Origin of the sequence: Pseudoalteromonas sp. TAE56, assembly GCF_000497955.1 — a bacterium.
GTDB lineage: Bacteria > Pseudomonadota > Gammaproteobacteria > Enterobacterales > Alteromonadaceae > Pseudoalteromonas.
The window spans coordinates 44,286-60,613 of sequence record NZ_AUTN01000138.1 but is presented as its reverse complement, the minus strand read 5'-3'; the positions used below and the strand labels follow the sequence as shown (position 1 = coordinate 60,613).

The 16,328-nt window shown below is 40.0% G+C and carries 16 protein-coding genes and 1 riboswitch; of the genes, 9 read left to right on the top strand and 7 right to left on the bottom strand.

Annotated features, from left to right (window positions below; genetic code table 11):
• Positions 1–86: 86 nt before the first annotated feature.
• The 3 genes from L656_RS0116580 to L656_RS0116570 all read right to left on the bottom strand — a co-directional run bounded on the left by L656_RS0116580 (position 87) and on the right by L656_RS0116570 (position 3,644).
• Positions 87–1,142 (bottom strand): OmpA family protein, encoded by a 1,056-nt coding sequence (locus L656_RS0116580; protein WP_024600034.1) that lies wholly within the window; start codon positions 1,140–1,142, stop codon positions 87–89.
• Positions 1,143–1,527: 385 nt separating this feature from the next.
• On the bottom strand, positions 1,528–2,937 hold the full coding sequence (locus tag L656_RS0116575; RefSeq protein ID WP_024600033.1) for a protein adenylyltransferase SelO: 1,410 nt from the start codon (positions 2,935–2,937) through the stop codon (positions 1,528–1,530).
• Between the two features lie 11 nt (positions 2,938–2,948).
• Positions 2,949–3,644: a DNA-3-methyladenine glycosylase I gene (locus L656_RS0116570; protein WP_024600032.1), complete on the bottom strand. Its 696-nt coding sequence runs from the start codon at positions 3,642–3,644 to the stop codon at positions 2,949–2,951.
• Between the two features lie 192 nt (positions 3,645–3,836).
• A riboswitch (Lysine riboswitch) is annotated at positions 3,837–4,037 on the top strand.
• Positions 4,038–4,166: 129 nt separating this feature from the next.
• Here L656_RS0116570 and dapA point away from each other — a divergent pair.
• From dapA to L656_RS0116545, 5 genes are all read left to right on the top strand, one after another.
• Entirely contained in the window at positions 4,167–5,051 is an 885-nt protein-coding gene (dapA, locus tag L656_RS0116565; protein WP_024600031.1) for a 4-hydroxy-tetrahydrodipicolinate synthase, read from the top strand.
• Positions 5,052–5,066: 15 nt separating this feature from the next.
• Complete coding sequence (locus L656_RS0116560; protein ID WP_024600030.1) at positions 5,067–5,807, top strand: 2,3,4,5-tetrahydropyridine-2,6-dicarboxylate N-succinyltransferase; 741 nt, start codon at positions 5,067–5,069, stop codon at positions 5,805–5,807.
• Entirely contained in the window at positions 5,807–7,012 is a 1,206-nt protein-coding gene (locus L656_RS0116555) for a PLP-dependent decarboxylase (protein ID WP_024600029.1), read from the top strand. Before L656_RS0116560 ends, L656_RS0116555 begins: the two co-directional genes overlap by 1 nt.
• Positions 7,013–7,017: 5 nt before the next feature.
• A complete protein-coding gene (locus L656_RS0116550) occupies positions 7,018–8,139 on the top strand; it encodes a succinylglutamate desuccinylase/aspartoacylase family protein (RefSeq protein ID WP_024600028.1) in 1,122 nt (373 codons plus the stop codon).
• Between the two features lie 215 nt (positions 8,140–8,354).
• Positions 8,355–9,389, top strand: coding sequence for a phospholipase A (locus L656_RS0116545; protein WP_024600027.1), 1,035 nt, complete (start codon positions 8,355–8,357; stop codon positions 9,387–9,389).
• 58 nt (positions 9,390–9,447) lie between these two features.
• Here L656_RS0116545 and L656_RS0116540 read toward each other — a convergent pair whose 3' ends face one another.
• A complete protein-coding gene (locus L656_RS0116540; RefSeq protein WP_024600026.1) occupies positions 9,448–10,341 on the bottom strand; it encodes a bifunctional GNAT family N-acetyltransferase/hotdog fold thioesterase in 894 nt (297 codons plus the stop codon).
• A 245-nt stretch (positions 10,342–10,586) separates the two neighbouring features.
• Here L656_RS0116540 and L656_RS0116535 point away from each other — a divergent pair, with 245 nt between their 5' ends.
• Positions 10,587–11,300: a spermidine synthase gene (locus L656_RS0116535; protein WP_024600025.1), complete on the top strand. Its 714-nt coding sequence runs from the start codon at positions 10,587–10,589 to the stop codon at positions 11,298–11,300.
• Here L656_RS0116535 and dtd read toward each other — a convergent pair.
• Together dtd and L656_RS0116525 are read right to left on the bottom strand one after the other, a co-directional pair.
• On the bottom strand, positions 11,289–11,726 hold the full coding sequence (gene dtd / locus L656_RS0116530; RefSeq protein WP_024600024.1) for a D-aminoacyl-tRNA deacylase: 438 nt from the start codon (positions 11,724–11,726) through the stop codon (positions 11,289–11,291). The two genes, L656_RS0116535 and dtd, sit on opposite strands and share 12 nt — an antisense overlap.
• Entirely contained in the window at positions 11,727–12,632 is a 906-nt protein-coding gene (locus tag L656_RS0116525) for a virulence factor BrkB family protein (protein ID WP_024600023.1), read from the bottom strand.
• An 87-nt stretch (positions 12,633–12,719) separates the two neighbouring features.
• On the opposite strand from L656_RS0116525, the gene L656_RS0116520 reads away from it, so the two are divergent.
• From L656_RS0116520 to L656_RS0116510, 3 genes are all read left to right on the top strand, one after another.
• Positions 12,720–13,376, top strand: a complete 657-nt coding sequence (locus L656_RS0116520; RefSeq protein WP_024597208.1) for a DUF2959 domain-containing protein — start codon at positions 12,720–12,722, stop codon at positions 13,374–13,376.
• A 74-nt stretch (positions 13,377–13,450) separates the two neighbouring features.
• The gene (locus tag L656_RS0116515; protein WP_024600022.1) at positions 13,451–14,530 is read left to right on the top strand and encodes an MBL fold metallo-hydrolase; all 1,080 of its coding nucleotides are present in this window, start codon (positions 13,451–13,453) and stop codon (positions 14,528–14,530) included.
• 67 nt (positions 14,531–14,597) lie between these two features.
• A complete protein-coding gene (locus L656_RS0116510) occupies positions 14,598–15,326 on the top strand; it encodes a CBM9 family sugar-binding protein (RefSeq protein WP_024600021.1) in 729 nt (242 codons plus the stop codon).
• Between the two features lie 281 nt (positions 15,327–15,607).
• On the opposite strand, the gene L656_RS1000000122635 is transcribed toward L656_RS0116510, so the two are convergent.
• The gene (locus L656_RS1000000122635) at positions 15,608–16,204 is read right to left on the bottom strand and encodes a hypothetical protein (RefSeq protein ID WP_024596973.1); all 597 of its coding nucleotides are present in this window, start codon (positions 16,202–16,204) and stop codon (positions 15,608–15,610) included.
• Between the last annotated feature and the right edge of the window lie 124 nt (positions 16,205–16,328).

Sequence of the window (16,328 nt, the reverse complement as noted above, 5' to 3'; positions counted from 1 at the left end):
ATAATCATTACCATTAACCAATATTAATTTATTATAGCCATAAAAAAACCCAGCACTTGGCTGGGTTTTTATTACAAACTATTTAATTAACGTAAAACTTTAACGTTTTTGATAGTTTTGATATGCGCTTCTACACGACGGTTTTCTGCATTTGCAGCTTTAGTGTTTGCATCATTTTTAAGACGCTCTTCACCTAAACCAACTGTAGTAATACGGTCTTTAGCAATGCCATCAGAAACTAATTGCTCAGCTACTGCATCAGCACGTTTTTTAGATAACCATTTGTTGTAAGTTGCTTTACCTACAGAAGAAGTGTGACCTTCTAAAAGTACTGTTGTATCTGGGTACTCTTTTAAGAATGCAGATACTTTTTCAATATCGTTTAAGTACTGAGTAGATACTGCTGAAGCATTGTTAGGGAAAGTCACTAATAAGCTTACAGTTACTTCTTTATCTTCATATAAAGTACAACCAGTGCCATCAACTGCATCAGTCATAGGTGTGTTAGCACACTTATCGTCTGCATCAGCAATGTTATCGTTGTCGCTATCTGTAGGAGCTACAGCTACTTCAACAACTTCAGGAGCTGGCTTAACTGGCTCAACTGGTGCTGAATTTTGGCCGAATAAGTAGTTAATACCTATTTTAGCGCCTACATCAGTGTAACCACGGTCAAGACCTTGGTATACAGCTGTTTCAGCATTAACAAATAAGCCATCTGTAATGAAATGTTGGTAACCAACACCTGCATTTAAGAATGTGTTGTCATCTACTACGTCCATTTCTTTAATACCGAAAAGACCGTAGAAAGGACCGCCATTTAAATGGTAAAGAGCATCAATACCGTAACGCTCGCCATCAATACTGTTGCGGTTACCAGCAACTTTATCAAAAGCATTAAAATCCATATCTGCATATTCAAGACGTGCGCTCCAGTAATCACTGAAACGGTAACCAGCTTCAACACCCCAGCCAGTTGATTCATTCACGTCAAGACCAGCTTGAGCACGCATGTTTTTCCAAGATGCGTCATAGTAGTCGCCAAATGCGCCAATGTAGAAACCTTCTTCTTTATCAGCAGCGAATGTAGATGCGCTAGTTGCAGCCAACGCGATTGCAATTGTAAGTGATTTTAATTTCATTGTTTTCTTCCCATTTGAACAATTTTAAATTGTAGCTAATCGATACTAGCTCAATCAGTTTTATATAGACTAACTGAGCCTTTGTTAATCAATACTTAACGAAAAATAAAGTTTATAACTTTTTTCTATGCCCTGTCACAACACACATCCACTTACTATAGGCGAAATTGAAACTTTATTGAAAAATAAATATAGTAGTTTTTTGTAAATTAGTACTTAGCAAGGAATGTAAGAGCAATTAAATGCACTTATAAATGCAAAGAAATATTGCTTGGCTTTAATTCGGCGCATAATACCATCAGAATTAACATTCCCCTAGATATATGCGCATATTTGATTAAAAAATGACTCTTTTTAATCATGTAGTTATATTAAATGTTAAGAATTAAGTACCACAAAAGGTTTGGTAATCATTATCATTTATCGGTGAAGTTTGAAATTCTGATAATTTTTCACTATCAGAATACGGGCTACCCGCTACTTTTATAAAGCGCTGTAGTAACTCACTAGACCCTGTAGCGTCATATTGTGTAATTATTTCTTCGATCACATGATTACGCGGTATTACACGAGGATTTGCAGCTCTCATTACTTCATAACTATTATTGTCAGTTAAGCTTACCCACTTAGCTCTCCATTCAATTAGCGACTCAGGTACGACTGTTTCTCCTTTTAAGGATTCAGTAAGCACATCGAAAGTATTGGTGTAATCGAGCTGGTTATCTTTTAATAGTGTTAACAACTCTGCGATTAACTCGCCATCACTGCTGCTAGATTCATTTAAACCCAGTTTTTGTTCCCACATAGCAGTAAACCCAATATTAAATTGCTCAGCAAAGCTATTAATATATGGCGTCATTAACGTAACAGCCTGCTCGTCATTATTATTAATAAGTGGTATTAAACTCTCGGCCAAGCGTGCGCAGTTCCAGTTAGCCATATTTGGCTGATTCCCAAAGGCATACCGACCTTGTTTATCGATAGAGCTAAATACGGTGTCAAAATCAAAATTATTCATCATGGCGCAGGGGCCGTAATCAATGGTTTCTCCGCTCACTAGCGTATTATCGGTATTCATTACTCCATGAATAAAGCCAACACGCATCCAGCTCACAACTAGCTTAACTTGGTTTTTAATCACACCGCCTAAAAATGCTAAATAGCGCTGTGGTCCTGTGTCGGTTATTTCTGGATAATGTCGCTCTATAGCTAAATCAGCTAAATTTTTAAGCCCTTCAACATCGCCTTGCGTCGCTAAATATTGAAACGAGCCAACGCGGATATGACTGGTTGCTAAACGAGTAACTATTGCGCCTGCTTGTGGTGGGTTACGATAAACCGTTTCACCGCTGCCAACGACCGCTAAACATCGGGTAGTTTTAATGCCTAGTGCATGCATTGCTTCGCTCATTACGTATTCACGAATAGCGGGCCCAAGTGCACAACGGCCATCACCCCCTCTTGAATAAGGAGTAGCGCCAGAGCCCTTTAATTGAATATCCCATAACTGGTTTTCATTGTCAGTAATAGCCCCTAATAAGTGGGCTCGTCCGTCACCTAAACGTGGTGAAAAATGTCCAAATTGGTGCCCAGAGTAACCAAGTGCTACTGCAGGAATCGCCTGCTTTTCATTACCGCTAAAAGTATTAGCACGTAAATCATCAGCGACATTAATATTAAACTGTTTTGCTAAGCTCTCGTTCCACAGCAATAACTGAGGGGAGGCAACACTTGCAGGGAAATCTTCAATCGCGAAGTTTTCCGCAATATCTGTGTATCTTGGCACTAATTTCATGGTAATTCCTATTATTGCTGACTTATACCCACGCGGTTATCACCTACACCATAGGCCACAATTAAGCTTAGCTCTTGCATACTTAAACCACTTTGCTTTTGCATTTCATTAAAAAAGGCTTGGGCTGCACTCAGTGATTTTTTGGTTTGTAAGCCGCCGTCTATAATTTTATGAGCACGCAAATAATTCTCTACATCGCGTGATAGTAAAAAAGTATCTTTACCAAGTGCTCGTAGCGCATAAGGTCCTGTATTTCCGCCTAAACGCGAACCATGCTTTTTTAAATACGCCCATAAACCAATAATATCGTCTGTTGGCCAATTAGCGACAAACTGGCTAAAACTGCCATGTTCTTGTGCTATTTCGTGGATCATGTAAGCATTTTCGGTAATTGTTTTTACTTTTTTATAGTTACGAACAATTCGCTCATCCGTTGCTTTTTGTTCCAGCATATCGGGTGGCATCATTAATAATTTATCAACACTAAAATCCCAAAAAACCTCTCTAAAGCCCGGCCACTTATTATTAATTACTGACCAATAAAAGCCGCTTTGAAATACTTTTCGAGTAAATTCTTCAAGCCAATCGTCGTCACTTAACGTGCTTAGTTGTTTTTTAGATAGCGGTTTTGCAAGTAATAACTTAAGCATCTTTTCAGAGCCTTTTCGCTCTACCGCTCGCTTATAAATATCGCTAAATTTTTCCATACTAATTAAATACCTCACTACTTATATTGCTAGTGTACGAGAAAAGCACCCAATACGTAACCACTCCCATTATGGATGAATGAATATGTATTTAGTAGCTTGACACCTAGACGGCTAAAATGCTTTAATCGCCGTAATTACCCTATTTAAATTGCAGCGGTTTGTAAGTTTTTACTCTACAAACAGGTGCAAAGGGCTAGAAGAGGTGCGTTATTCAGGTAGTGTATGTTAGGAGCGCAAACTCCAGTGAGCATACGTGAGGGGAATTAACGCCGAGAAGTAATCACTTTTGCGAAGTGTTTATTTCGGGCGACTAGGTTGAACCCTAGCGACTGTCACCAATAGCTGTTTATAACAAGCAGCTTATTAGTTTGGTGGAGAGCTTCTGGTCTTAAATATTAAGGCCGTGCGCCCTATTATTTTAAGCCCATTCGCTCTTCGAATTATTAGTTCGAACGACGTTAATGCGGCTCCTTCCATAAAGCTTTTTAACTCTTCGAATAACTTATAAGTTCGTGAGAGATGATCAACAACTTCAATTTAAACGACTACTCATTGTGGACCGCGCTTGTTACGCCATTTGATCAACACGGCGATGTTGACTACAACACGTTAACTAAGCTGGTTAGCGAGCAAGAAGCGGCACATAACGGTATTCTACTACTTGGTAGTACGGGCGAAGGCTTGGCGCTAACGCAAGAAGAGCAGCAAGCCATTGTTGAATACGTATGCCAGCTAAAACCAGCGGTACCATTAATGGTTGCTGTGGGCGGTAGTAACTTAAAGCAACAAATTGAGTGGGTTAACTATTGTAATACACTACCCATTCATAGCTTTTTACTTGGCTCACCCCTTTATGCAAAGCCCGGCGCTATAGGCCAAACTCATTGGTTTGAAAGCCTACTTAATGCAAGTGCTCACCCGTGTATGCTTTATAACGTACCGGGGCGTAGTGCTGTTAGCATCCCAACGGCAACAATTCAAAACTTACAAAATAATAAAAATTTATGGGCGTTAAAAGAAGCGAGCGGCAGCATTGCTCAGTTTGAAGCTTACCGCCAAGCTGCGCCTAATTTAGCTATTTTTAGTGGCGACGATGCGCTAATGCCTTATTTTGCACAAGCAGGTGCAAAAGGCTTAGTGTCGGTAGCTGCAAACGCATGGCCCGCACAAACTCACGAGTTTGTTAAACGCAGTTTAAGTGGTCAACATCCTAATTTATTTGCTCAGTGGACTAGTGCCATTAATAGCCTATTTGCTGTCGCAAACCCCATTCCCGTAAAGGTATTGATGCATTTGCAAGGCCGCTTAAGCAGCCCGCAACTTCGTCCACCTTTAACACACCTTGAGTTAACTCAAACCGATTGCATCACAACTGCAAACAACACCATTTTATCTTGGCATTAAATACAGGTTTTTATAATGAGCTGGTTAGAACTATTAAATAATTTAGAATCGGGCGCAGTACGCGCAGCATCACAAAACGAAAGCGGCCAATGGCAAGCTAACGTAGAAGTAAAAAAAGGCATTTTAGAAGCTTTTAAAAATGGCACTAATACTGAGTTTGCAGGCGGTTTTGTTGATAAACACAACTTAGCTCCACAAGAGTTTAGTACTGATGATGGCGTACGTATGGTGCCGGGTGGATCTAGTGTTCGCCGTGGTGCTTATGTTGCTAAAGGCACTATTATTATGCCACCAGCGTATGTAAACATCGGTGCATATATCGACGAAGGCACAATGGTAGATAGCCACGCATTAGTTGGCTCGTGTGCACAAGTAGGTAAAAACGTACATTTAAGTGCAGCAGTGCAGCTTGGTGGTGTACTTGAGCCAATTGGTGCAAGCCCAGTAGTTGTCGAAGACGATGCATTTATTGGCGCAGGCTGCGTTATTGTTGAAGGGGTAGTCATTAAAAAAGGTGCAGTGCTTGCACCAGGCGTGCGTTTATCTGCGACTATTCCAGTTTACGACTGCGTAAACGAGCGCCAACTAGATAAAGGCGAGCCTATTCCTGAATATGCCATTGTAATACCGGGCTCTCGTCCTGCGTCAAACGAATGGGCACGCAAGCAAGGCTTAAGTATGTCGTGTGCGTTAATTGTCAAATACCGCGACGAACAAAGCGATGCATCATTATTACTTGAAGAGGTTTTACGATAATGAGCTTTTTGAGCACGCCTATCAAAACTGCTGTAAATACTATTACACAACAACTTGATACACCTTTTTTTGTTTACGACCTAGATCAACTAAACACGCATCTTGCGCGTTTAGTTGCGCAAACCGATGTAAAACTGTGGTACGCGGTAAAAGCAAACCCACTGTCTAAAATTATTCAAAGCTTAGACAACGCCGGTTTTAATTTTGACGTAGCAAGTAAAGGTGAGCTTGAGCAAGTATTAGCACAAGGTATTAGCTCACAGCGCGTGCTCAACACGGGGCCTGCAAAAAGCCCCAAACAAATTAAACACTTTATTGAGCGCGGCGTACGTATATTTGTAGCCGAAAGCCTCAATCAAGTCCGTTGGTTAAACCAACAAGCACAACTACAAAACACGCAGTTACAAGTACTTTTACGTGTACAGTTGCGCTGGCCTGAAGGTGAAAAAAACCCATTGGGTGGCGACAGCCTTACCCCATTTGGTTTGGGTTGTAATGAATGGCAAGCACTTAATGTAGCCGACTACCCTGCACTTAAGTTTGACGGCTTACATATTTTTCAGTGGGGCAACATGCTTAGCACGCAAAAGCTAAGCGAATTGTGGTCACAAATGATTGCACCACTTAGCCAACTTGCCGGCGATTTAAATATTAGCCTTAAAATTCTCGATTTAGGTGGTGGTTTAGGTATTCCCTATACACAAAGCGAAACAACACTTGATTGGGATGACTTAATAAAGGCGCTCGCTAAAATTAAAAATGATGCGGGTGTAGAAGAGTTGTGGATGGAGCTTGGTCGCTATGCCGTTGGCGAATGCGGTCATTACGCCAACCCAGTAGTCGAACGCAAACAAAACTACAATCAAGAACAAGTCATTTTAAGCGGCGGTATAAATCACCTATTGCGCCCCGCTGTTACCAGCCAAGATTTCCCTGCTGCATTACTGCGCGAGTCCAGTGCAAAAACTCAAGCGGTCACTTTATACGGGCCGCTTTGTACCGCGCTTGATTGCTTGGGTGAGCATAACCTACCAAGCGATTTAAATGAGCACGACTGGCTAGTGTTTAGCCAATGCGGTGCTTACGGCTTTACCGAAAGTATGCCGTATTTTTTATGCCACGAGCTAGCTGCCGAGTATACCTTGCAAAACGGTGAGCTTACCTGTGTTCGCCAAGCTGAAAATGCCAGTCATTATTTAAGGTAATAACTATGAGTAATACAACCCACATCAGCCAAGAGGACATTGTAGTAGGGGAAGTTGCAAACGGCTTACCACTTACAATTCCTGTTTATCGCTTAAAAGGCGATGGCACAGGACCTAGTGTTTATATTCAGGCCAATATGCATGGCGCTGAAGTGCAAGGTAACGCGGTTATTTTTCAGCTACTTGAGCAATTAAAACACCTTAATCTTAATGGCGATATTACATTAGTACCCTATGCCAACCCAATTGGTTGCAATCAAAAATCTGGCGAGTTTACCCTTGGTAGGTTCGACCCGATTACGGGTACTAATTGGAATCGCATGTACCACTACAATAAAAATTTAGTGACGCAGTTTGCACAAAATCATACTCAGTATGATGACGCTACATTAAAAAGTAACTTTAAACAGGCGCTTATTGACGAAGTAGACAGCAAACTCAACGGCCCTGCTTATTTACTTAATACGGGTAAACGCATTGCGCTTAACTTACAAAAGCTCGCTCATCAGGCTGATATAGTACTCGATTTACACACGGGGCCTATTTCAAGCAAACACTTGTATTGCCCAACTTATGCAACCGACAGCGCGCGCTATTTTAATATTGAACATGTACTGCTTATTCCGAGTGATTTTGACGGCGCTATGGACGAAGCTAACTTTTGCCCATGGTGGCATTTAAGTGATGCACTTTGCGAGCAAGGCCGTGAATTAACCATTCCCGTAGAAGCATTTACTGTAGAGCTAGGCAGCCAAGAAAAAATAGACTTAAAAGAAGCACTACACGATGCAAACAGTATTTTAAGTTACTTAAATCATAAGCGCGTACTGCAAAACGCAACGAATACCCCTGCTGATATTACTCGTTATGCGTGTAATTTAGATGACTATTTTGCTTACTACGCCCCCATTGGCGGTATGGTTGAATACATAGCACCACTTGGCGGGCACATTAAAGCTGGTGAGCCTATTGCTAATATTTTACGGATGGAACGCTACTTAAGCGAGCAACCACTGCAGACACTTACTCTAGATTGCGATGCAATTGCCATTTTGCACTTTGCCTCAGCGAGTGTTAACCAAGGCACCGAGCTTTATAAGTTTTTTACTAACATATTTGAGCTTTAGCTCACCCTTCTCATTGCGTGAGAGCAGATTAACTAAAATAATTAATCTGCATTAAAAAAGCGGCCTAGGTCGCTTTTTTTCTGATCTATATTTACTTTATATACGTATACTGGTTGCTGTGAATACAAATTCAGTAAAAGTTCACCGTTACATATGTAAAAAGACGTTATAATTAAATTAACGCATACAACAACCCGAACTCACAAGGAATTACAATGAGCTGGCGCCACTGGATCACACTTTCTGCCTTAATAAGTACAGCGACCTTCGCACAAGAAGAAGTTGCTACAAACGAGCAAGATAACGACATCGAACTTGTAAAGCAGTGTATTTTAAATGAAGTAATTGGCGGAGACGGTAAACAGACATTAGACGATCTTCGTAAAAAGTGTTCAGCTCTTGAAGAAAACAAACAACTTACCGCGCTTGATAAACGCCAAGCTCGAGAAGAAGTCGGTAAAAAAAATAGAAACGTAATTACGCCACATAAGCGTAACTATATTTTACCGCTTTCGTACGTATCACACCCAAACGATCGCCCTTTTGATGGTTTTGACGAATTAACAGATGATAACGATGGTGAGCCACTAGACAACCTAGAAGCAAAATACCAGCTTTCAATCAAAGTGCCTCTATATGATGACTTTTCTGATGAAGACCAAGCCATATTTTTTGGCTTTACTCTGCAATCTTACTGGCAGCTTTATAACTCAGAAATCTCTTCTCCATTTCGTGAAACCAACTACGAACCAGAAATATTTTGGATAAACTACCTCGACCCAGAAAACGTATTATGGGGCGACGAAATGGCAATTTCACTAGGTATTTCGCATCAATCAAATGGTCGCAGCCAGCCAAACTCGCGTTCGTGGAACCGTATTTATGCAGACTTTATTTGGGAAAACAGAGGCTTTGTTTTTAGCTTTAAACCTTGGTACCGCATAGCTGAGGACGAAAAAGACAACGTTTTAGAAGCTAAAGGCGACGATAATCCAGACATATACAAATACATGGGCTATTTTGAATTTAGTGGTGCATACCGTCTTAACGATCATGAATTTAGCTTCATGACGCGTAACAACTTAAATTCAGAAAACCGTGGTGCAATTCAACTCGACTGGTCATTTCCGTTATGGGGTCGCGTTCGTGGTTATGCACAATACTTTAACGGTTATGGCGAAAGCTTAATTGATTACAACGCGGATGTAGAACGTATTGGTGTAGGTATATTATTAACTGACTTGTTATAAAACGAGCTCACAAAAAAGCCAAGCATTGCTTGGCTTTTTGTTTTTCGACATTAAACAATTATTTTTTAACCGCAAACACACCTTCAAACTCTGCAACTACATTGTCACCATCATAAATAGTAACAGGCACAATATAGGTTGCTTTACCGTCGGTTTCTAAATCGCTTAACTTGCCCTTACATGTTTGTATATCAACACAACCACGTGGGTCTGTAGTAAGCGGTTTTAAGTACTTAATGTTAGCATCGGCCAATACAATATTACCTTCAAGCCCAGCTTCTTTAAGTGCTAAGTACGTAGCGCCCCAACCTGTTAGCGTGGCCAAGCTATAAATAGACCCTGCAAACATCGTGTTATGTAGGTTTAAGTTAGCGTCAAGGTCGGCACTGGTTGTAAATTGCCAATCGGTATAGCTTTCTACCTTAATGCCCATCGCGTCACTAATTGGAATAGACTCACGCCATATATTTTGTAGTACTTGCGTCCAATTAGGGTGGCGGAACCAACCTGGTTCACATGGCTTTTGCTTTACCATTTTAAAGTGTTGAACATCGCCATATGCTAAATGCGCTTTTTCTTTTAGTTCATAACCGTGGCGCTTATAAAACTCAAGTGCTCGTTCGCGTGCAAACAATACAAGTTCATCGGCATTTTGAACCCATGCAATTTTTTCAAGCTCATGAAGCAAACGACTACCAATATGCTGGTTACGATTACCCTCAGCAACTGCCATATAGCGCACTTGTGCTTGCTCATGATTGTTAAAGTGCAAACGTGCTACGCCTAGCACTTCACCTTCTTTATTTTTTATAAAGCGATGCTCAGAATCTTGTTCCATATCGTCTTGTTCAGAGCCACGAGGCTCGCCCCAAGGCGCGCGTAATACCTGCCAACGCAATTGATAATACGCTTGCCAATCTTCGCTACTTTGTGGGGTGCTTACCTGAAACATACATACTCCTGTTGTTATATAAGCCGCAAATAAAAGTCAAAAAAGGCTACGGCGTTATACTAATCGTATTGGTTATCTACCAAGCTAAAAAAATAAAATAATTAAATTGATTGGTATTATTATGGCAAATACCATACTCCATCCTAAAAAAACTGCAAATACGATTTTGGTGATGCCTGCAAAATAACGTAAAAAATAATAGCAAAGGGCATTGCGCTTTAACGTTGCTAGTTTATGCTGAGAATATGACTGAAAAAATCAATTATATAAATTCACTGACGGGTTTGCTAAGCGATCAATTTATTGAAAATAGCCACAGCATTGGTCAGTTAATATATTGGCATAAATGCAGTGGTGATCACATTCAAGTACGTGAGCACGAGCAGTTACGCTGGTTACTTATTAACGACACCCTTCAATCTGTTATTGATTTAAATAATCCGAGCTTATTACTTTTTCCGCATTTATTGTACTTAGATAAGCATTGGCAAGCTCTTAAGCCGCCACAAAAAGTGTTAGAACTTGGTCTTGGCGGCGGTGCAATTCGTAATTATTTACAACACAAATACCCTAAAGCACAAATAACATCGGTTGAAAAAAACGCCGATATTATTGATTGCTATACCCAGTTTTTTTCGTCAAATAAAAATGAGCAATTGCTTTGCGCCGATGCGCAACAGGTTTTAAAAAGTGCGCTAAATGTTGATTGGGTTATTCTAGATTTATTTAGCCAAATAGATGCGCCTCGATTTTTATTTGAAGAGGCATTTTATAAAAAAATCTACTCGGCTTTAAATAACAACGGCGTGCTATTTATTAACTTTTTATCGCAGCATGAGTCGCAACTAAAGCAACTTCAGCAGCTGTTACTCGATGTATTTGGTTGTAACGTCAGCCCGCAAAAAATTACGGGCTATGTAAATCATATTGTCGTGGTAACCAAAAACTTAAACAGATAAGTTAAACGTAACGGGCCCATCGTTACACAAGCTTACTTGCATATCGGCACCAAACTCACCTGTGGCTATTGTAAGCCCCAACTCTTTAGCTTGAGCAACAAAGTACTCGTAAAGCTCATTAGCTTGGCTTGGCGTTGCCGCAGATGAAAAACTAGGGCGCATACCCTTTTTTGTATCAGCCGCTAGCGTAAATTGCGAAACAACAAGTAACTCACCTTTAATATCTTTAAGGCTTAAGTTCATTTTGTCGTTTTCGTCAGTAAAAATACGATAATTACTTACTTTGTGTAAAAGCTTGTCGGACGTTTGCTTGTCGTCGTGTTTTTCAACACCTAATAGCAACAATATACCATTGCCAATTTCGCCTACTACTTGGTTATTAATTTCTACTTTGGCATGCTTTACACGCTGTATTAAACCTTGCATTTAAACTGTGTCCTTTATTGCTGGTTCATCATCTTCTAGTTCAAGCTCAGGTGTTTCTGGAATATCATTTGGGCTAATGCACGCTGTAAATTCAGCGCCAAGCAAAACAACTACCCACGACAAATACACCCATACAAACAAAATAGGAATGGTAGCTACTGCACCATAAATAACTTCATATGATGGAAAATGGCTAATATAAAGTGCAAATCCTTTTTTAGTCAGCTCAAATAAAAGTGCCGCAAAAAAAGCGCCAGGTATTGCCGCTCTAAACGACACGCGCGTATTAGGCACTAAGGTGTAGAGCATAATAAAGCCCACCATCGAAATCCCGTACGGCAATAACTTTAACAAAAATCCGCTAAACCCAGGAATTCCCTGATCTGCAAACGATACCAAAGATACAATGTAAGAGGTAACACCAATACTGGCACCGAGCAACATAGGCCCTAAGCTCAAAACCATCCAGTACACAGCAAATGAGATCATCATTGGGCGTTTTTTCTTAATTCGCCAAATTCGGTTTAATGTGGCATCTACATTGCGTATTAACAGTAAGGCTATTGCAGCTAAAAAGCCAATACCTACTGCCGTCATTTGGTTGGCATTGCCCGCAAAGGAGCTAATGTGCTCTCTAATAACATCGGTAGAAGTAGGGACAAAGTTGGTAAACAAAAAGCTCTCAATTTCCATGCGAGTAGATTCAAAGCCCGGAAAAGCCGAAAATATAGCAACACCCACCGCAATTAATGGCACTAACGACAGAAGTGTCACGTAAGCAAGGTAACCTGCATTAACCGTTATTTGATCGTCTATACAACGATTAAAATACTGCATCCACCAACCAGGTTGCTGGCGTATAAAGGACTTAACTTGCTGTTTGTAATGTGAGAGCTTATCATTCATACAATTGACTTGTGCTTATATAGTTTTGATTATAATAACAATCAGCGCCATAATTTACAGCACTAACGCACGTAAACAGGAATTCAAATGAAAAAACAAACATTACTCAGTGTTTCAATGCTTGTAGTAACACTTACTTTAACTGGCTGCCAATCAGCTTATTACTCTGCAATGGAAAAAGTGGGTGTTCATAAACGCGATATTCTTATTGACCGCGTAGAAGAAACCAAAGACTCTCAAGAAGAGTCACAAGAAGAATTTAAATCGGCACTAGAGCGCTTAACGACTCTAATCGATTTTAATGGTGGCGAATTACAAGACACTTATAATCAGTTAAACGACGATTACGAGTCGAGCTTAAATGCCGCTAACGAAGTCTCAACTAACATCAATAAAGTAGAAGACGTGGCAGAAGCGCTGTTTGATGAGTGGGGCGATGAGTTGGAGCAATACAAAAGCGCATCACTTAAACGTGAAAGCAGCAAAAAGCTAGCCGCGACTAAGCGTCAATTTGATCAGCTATTACGCTCAATGCGCAGCGCAGAGAGTAAAATGGAGCCAGTATTAACTTCGCTTCATGATAACGTTTTATACTTAAAGCATAACTTAAATGCACAAGCGGTATCGGCTATTAAAGGTGAATTCACTAACCTTAAGCGCGATATTCAATTGTTGATGAACGACATGAACAAATCGATTGCCGATTCAAACAAATTTATTGAACAAATGAATAGCGCTGGCTAATCATTTGTTACTTTAACAAGCCTGCTTAATTGCAGGCTTTTTTATGTTAAAGGGAATGCTAAAAGGGATTTACAATGAAAAGCTTTTTAATCGCAACAATGCTCTTATGTATACTAACGGCCTGCGGTGCACCTAATAATATTAATCGTATAACCAACCCCAACTCAGTTATAGTTATTAACGATAAAAACGGTCGTTATAAAAATTTATACACAGGTGAAAAAACATATCCCACCACCTGTACTGAAAACTGCTACCCAACCCACCCAGACTTACTATGCAAAACCGGCAGCGAAAACTGCCAGTATCAAGGCCAGCAAACTAAACCACAACTTAGCACCGGCTATACTGTGCGCTGGCTTGGTCACGCTAGTTTTGTAATTAACACCCCAAATGGTCAAAGTGTGCTGTTTGATCCGGTAAAAAATCAGTTTGATTCTCCAGTCGCACTTGGCTTTAAACTCGGCGGTGGTATTTATCGTAAAGCAGGCGCTTGGCCTAGTGAACAAGAACTGGAAAATATTGATGCGGTAATGTATTCGCATATTCATTACGATCACTTTAATAAAGCCGACATACAAAGCATTGGCAATAAACCTCGCTATTTAACGCCACTCGGTATGGCCGACAACTTCCCCACCGGCGGTTTTAATATTAGCGAAATGCCATGGTACTCAACAACCAACATTGACGGCTTAGTTATTAATGCCGTGCCAGCTCATCATTTTAGCGCTCGAGTATTGGTGCCCTTTATTTACGAAGATAACAATAAAGACTTATGGAATGGCTGGCTGCTTGAACAAAACGGCAGTACCTTATTTTTTGCAGGCGATACGGGCTACTCAAAGCACTTTAAAGATATACAGCAAAAATATGGCGATATAGATGTGTGCTTAATACCAATCGCATCTTACTACAGTAAAGAAAGTGGCAAATTTTATCGCTACGTTCACACTACACCAGAAGACGCGCTTAACGCAGCACAAGAGCTTAACTGCAAAGTAATGATACCGTGGGGATACGGTAACTCAAGTTGGAAAATGGGCGACCACTCTAGCCACTCTGCTTTGCTACGTTTATTACACATGGTTAAAAAAATGGATGCTAAAACACCGCTGTATATTTTAAACGAAGGCGAAAGTATTTCACTGTAACTATTTACTTAGCTGTTTTAAGATTGTTATTACATTAAGACAAATCCACAATAAAATTGAGAAATTAATGAAAAAATTAGCACTCGCCTTAAGCTTTTTATTAAGCACGCCTGCAATGGCCATTGATGTTGAACATACATCAACTCCAATTACTATTGATGGCGTATCAGAAAGTGCGTGGGATAAAGCCACTTGGCACGATATGCCTTATTTAATGGATGGCACACTGCCATCAAACGATGCCGATTTTAAAGGGCGTTATCGCTTACTGTGGGATCAAAACTACTTATACCTACAAGCCGATATTGTGGATGATGTTTTAATAGATACACACGCAGATCCAACCTATAAATATTGGGATGACGATGCATTAGAGGTATTTATTGATAGCGATGCATCAGGCGGAAACCACCAATTTAATCACACCGCTTTGGCGTATCATATTGGCCTTGATAACCAAGCTGCCGATTACGGCCCTGATAAAAAAGCCCATTTATATACCGACCACCTAATCAGTAACTGGAAGCGCAACACCACCGCACCTTTTAACATCACGTGGGAAGTAGCAATAAAACTCTACCCGAATGATTATAAAGAAGGTGCTAAAAATACCCCAATTACACTTAGCGAAAAGCAAGTAATCGGCTTTATGCTAGCGTATTGCGATAACGATGGCAGCGACGTGCGCGAACACTTTATGGGCTCACACGAAGTACAGCCAGTAAACGGCGACAGAAATCGTGGCTTTATAGATGCAGATGTATTTGGCAAAATCACTCTACTCCCTAAAAAGTAAGTAACTACCAATAAAATAATTGAACACGTGTGTTGGGCTGAGCGAAGCGAAACCCAACGCAAAAAAATCCCACCAACAAATACTGGTACTTTGCATTATCGGCTGTTTCAGCTCTCTCTTTCACTGCTCATTCCCTTCTCCTTGTGCAAAAAATCTTTAAGTAAATTATTCACAAAGAGGCTAAGAGGCGCTGCGCTTTTAGAGGAAAAGGAGAAGAAAAAGCGAAACAATACACATGATAAGAAATTGGTTTAGTAACAATATTCCGGTTGCTTGCTGTGTCACCACGTATGTATTCCACTTACACTTAAAGGGCATTCTAATAGTTTCTCTCTATCTTTTTTTGGTAAATGCGTCTGGTTCGGATAAAACCCATTGTCTTGAATATCTTTTTCTATGTTTTTTGCAGTTTCGATGAATGTTTCTAATACTTCGCAATTAGTATTTCTATGTGCCTTACTTCGTATTGAAGTTACTTTATGAACAACTTTATCTCTGCCAATATCATTGGGAACATCAATAATGATAGTTTCTTCAATTGTTTTTCCGTGAGCTAGCAAGTCTCTAAGTACAAAACAATTATTGGCAGTTTGATATACTTTTGTTCCTAGATAATTTGGTAGATTTACTTCTCGAAATAATTTTTTGTGTGATGCATTTCTATTTAATTTATTAGCATCCCAGTCATTGAATAAAATTCTTCCAAAATGATTAAGCATTGCTTCGATTGAAAATGCGGTGAACACGATTCCTGTTATACAGTGATGCTCGATTTCCCATTCTTCACTTGCTCGCCTAGCTAACTCATAGCTAGTAGTAGCGACTCTAAAATTATCTTTGGCTGAACGTGATTCAAACTTTACATTAATTGAACTCATCACACTTGCTCCAGTGAAATAGTACGCATGTTACTAAAAAAATCATCTACCTAATAAAAAGAGTTATCGACATTCATTATATAATTGCCAAAGATTTTCGAAACCAAAATTTACCAACCCCAAA

Coding starts and splice junctions, on each gene's coding strand:
- L656_RS0116555 (WP_024600029.1), top strand. CDS start 5,807: ATGAGCTTTTTGAGCACGCCTATCAAAACTGCTGTAAATACTATTACA.
- L656_RS0116520 (WP_024597208.1), top strand. CDS start 12,720: ATGAAAAAACAAACATTACTCAGTGTTTCAATGCTTGTAGTAACACTT.
- L656_RS0116545 (WP_024600027.1), top strand. CDS start 8,355: ATGAGCTGGCGCCACTGGATCACACTTTCTGCCTTAATAAGTACAGCG.
- L656_RS0116560 (WP_024600030.1), top strand. CDS start 5,067: ATGAGCTGGTTAGAACTATTAAATAATTTAGAATCGGGCGCAGTACGC.
- dapA (WP_024600031.1), top strand. CDS start 4,167: ATGATCAACAACTTCAATTTAAACGACTACTCATTGTGGACCGCGCTT.
- L656_RS0116525 (WP_024600023.1), bottom strand. CDS start 12,632: ATGAATGATAAGCTCTCACATTACAAACAGCAAGTTAAGTCCTTTATA.
- dtd (WP_024600024.1), bottom strand. CDS start 11,726: ATGCAAGGTTTAATACAGCGTGTAAAGCATGCCAAAGTAGAAATTAAT.
- L656_RS0116575 (WP_024600033.1), bottom strand. CDS start 2,937: ATGAAATTAGTGCCAAGATACACAGATATTGCGGAAAACTTCGCGATT.
- L656_RS0116510 (WP_024600021.1), top strand. CDS start 14,598: ATGAAAAAATTAGCACTCGCCTTAAGCTTTTTATTAAGCACGCCTGCA.
- L656_RS0116535 (WP_024600025.1), top strand. CDS start 10,587: ATGACTGAAAAAATCAATTATATAAATTCACTGACGGGTTTGCTAAGC.
- L656_RS0116550 (WP_024600028.1), top strand. CDS start 7,018: ATGAGTAATACAACCCACATCAGCCAAGAGGACATTGTAGTAGGGGAA.
- L656_RS0116580 (WP_024600034.1), bottom strand. CDS start 1,142: ATGAAATTAAAATCACTTACAATTGCAATCGCGTTGGCTGCAACTAGC.
- L656_RS0116540 (WP_024600026.1), bottom strand. CDS start 10,341: ATGTTTCAGGTAAGCACCCCACAAAGTAGCGAAGATTGGCAAGCGTAT.
- L656_RS1000000122635 (WP_024596973.1), bottom strand. CDS start 16,204: ATGAGTTCAATTAATGTAAAGTTTGAATCACGTTCAGCCAAAGATAAT.
- L656_RS0116570 (WP_024600032.1), bottom strand. CDS start 3,644: ATGGAAAAATTTAGCGATATTTATAAGCGAGCGGTAGAGCGAAAAGGC.
- L656_RS0116515 (WP_024600022.1), top strand. CDS start 13,451: ATGAAAAGCTTTTTAATCGCAACAATGCTCTTATGTATACTAACGGCC.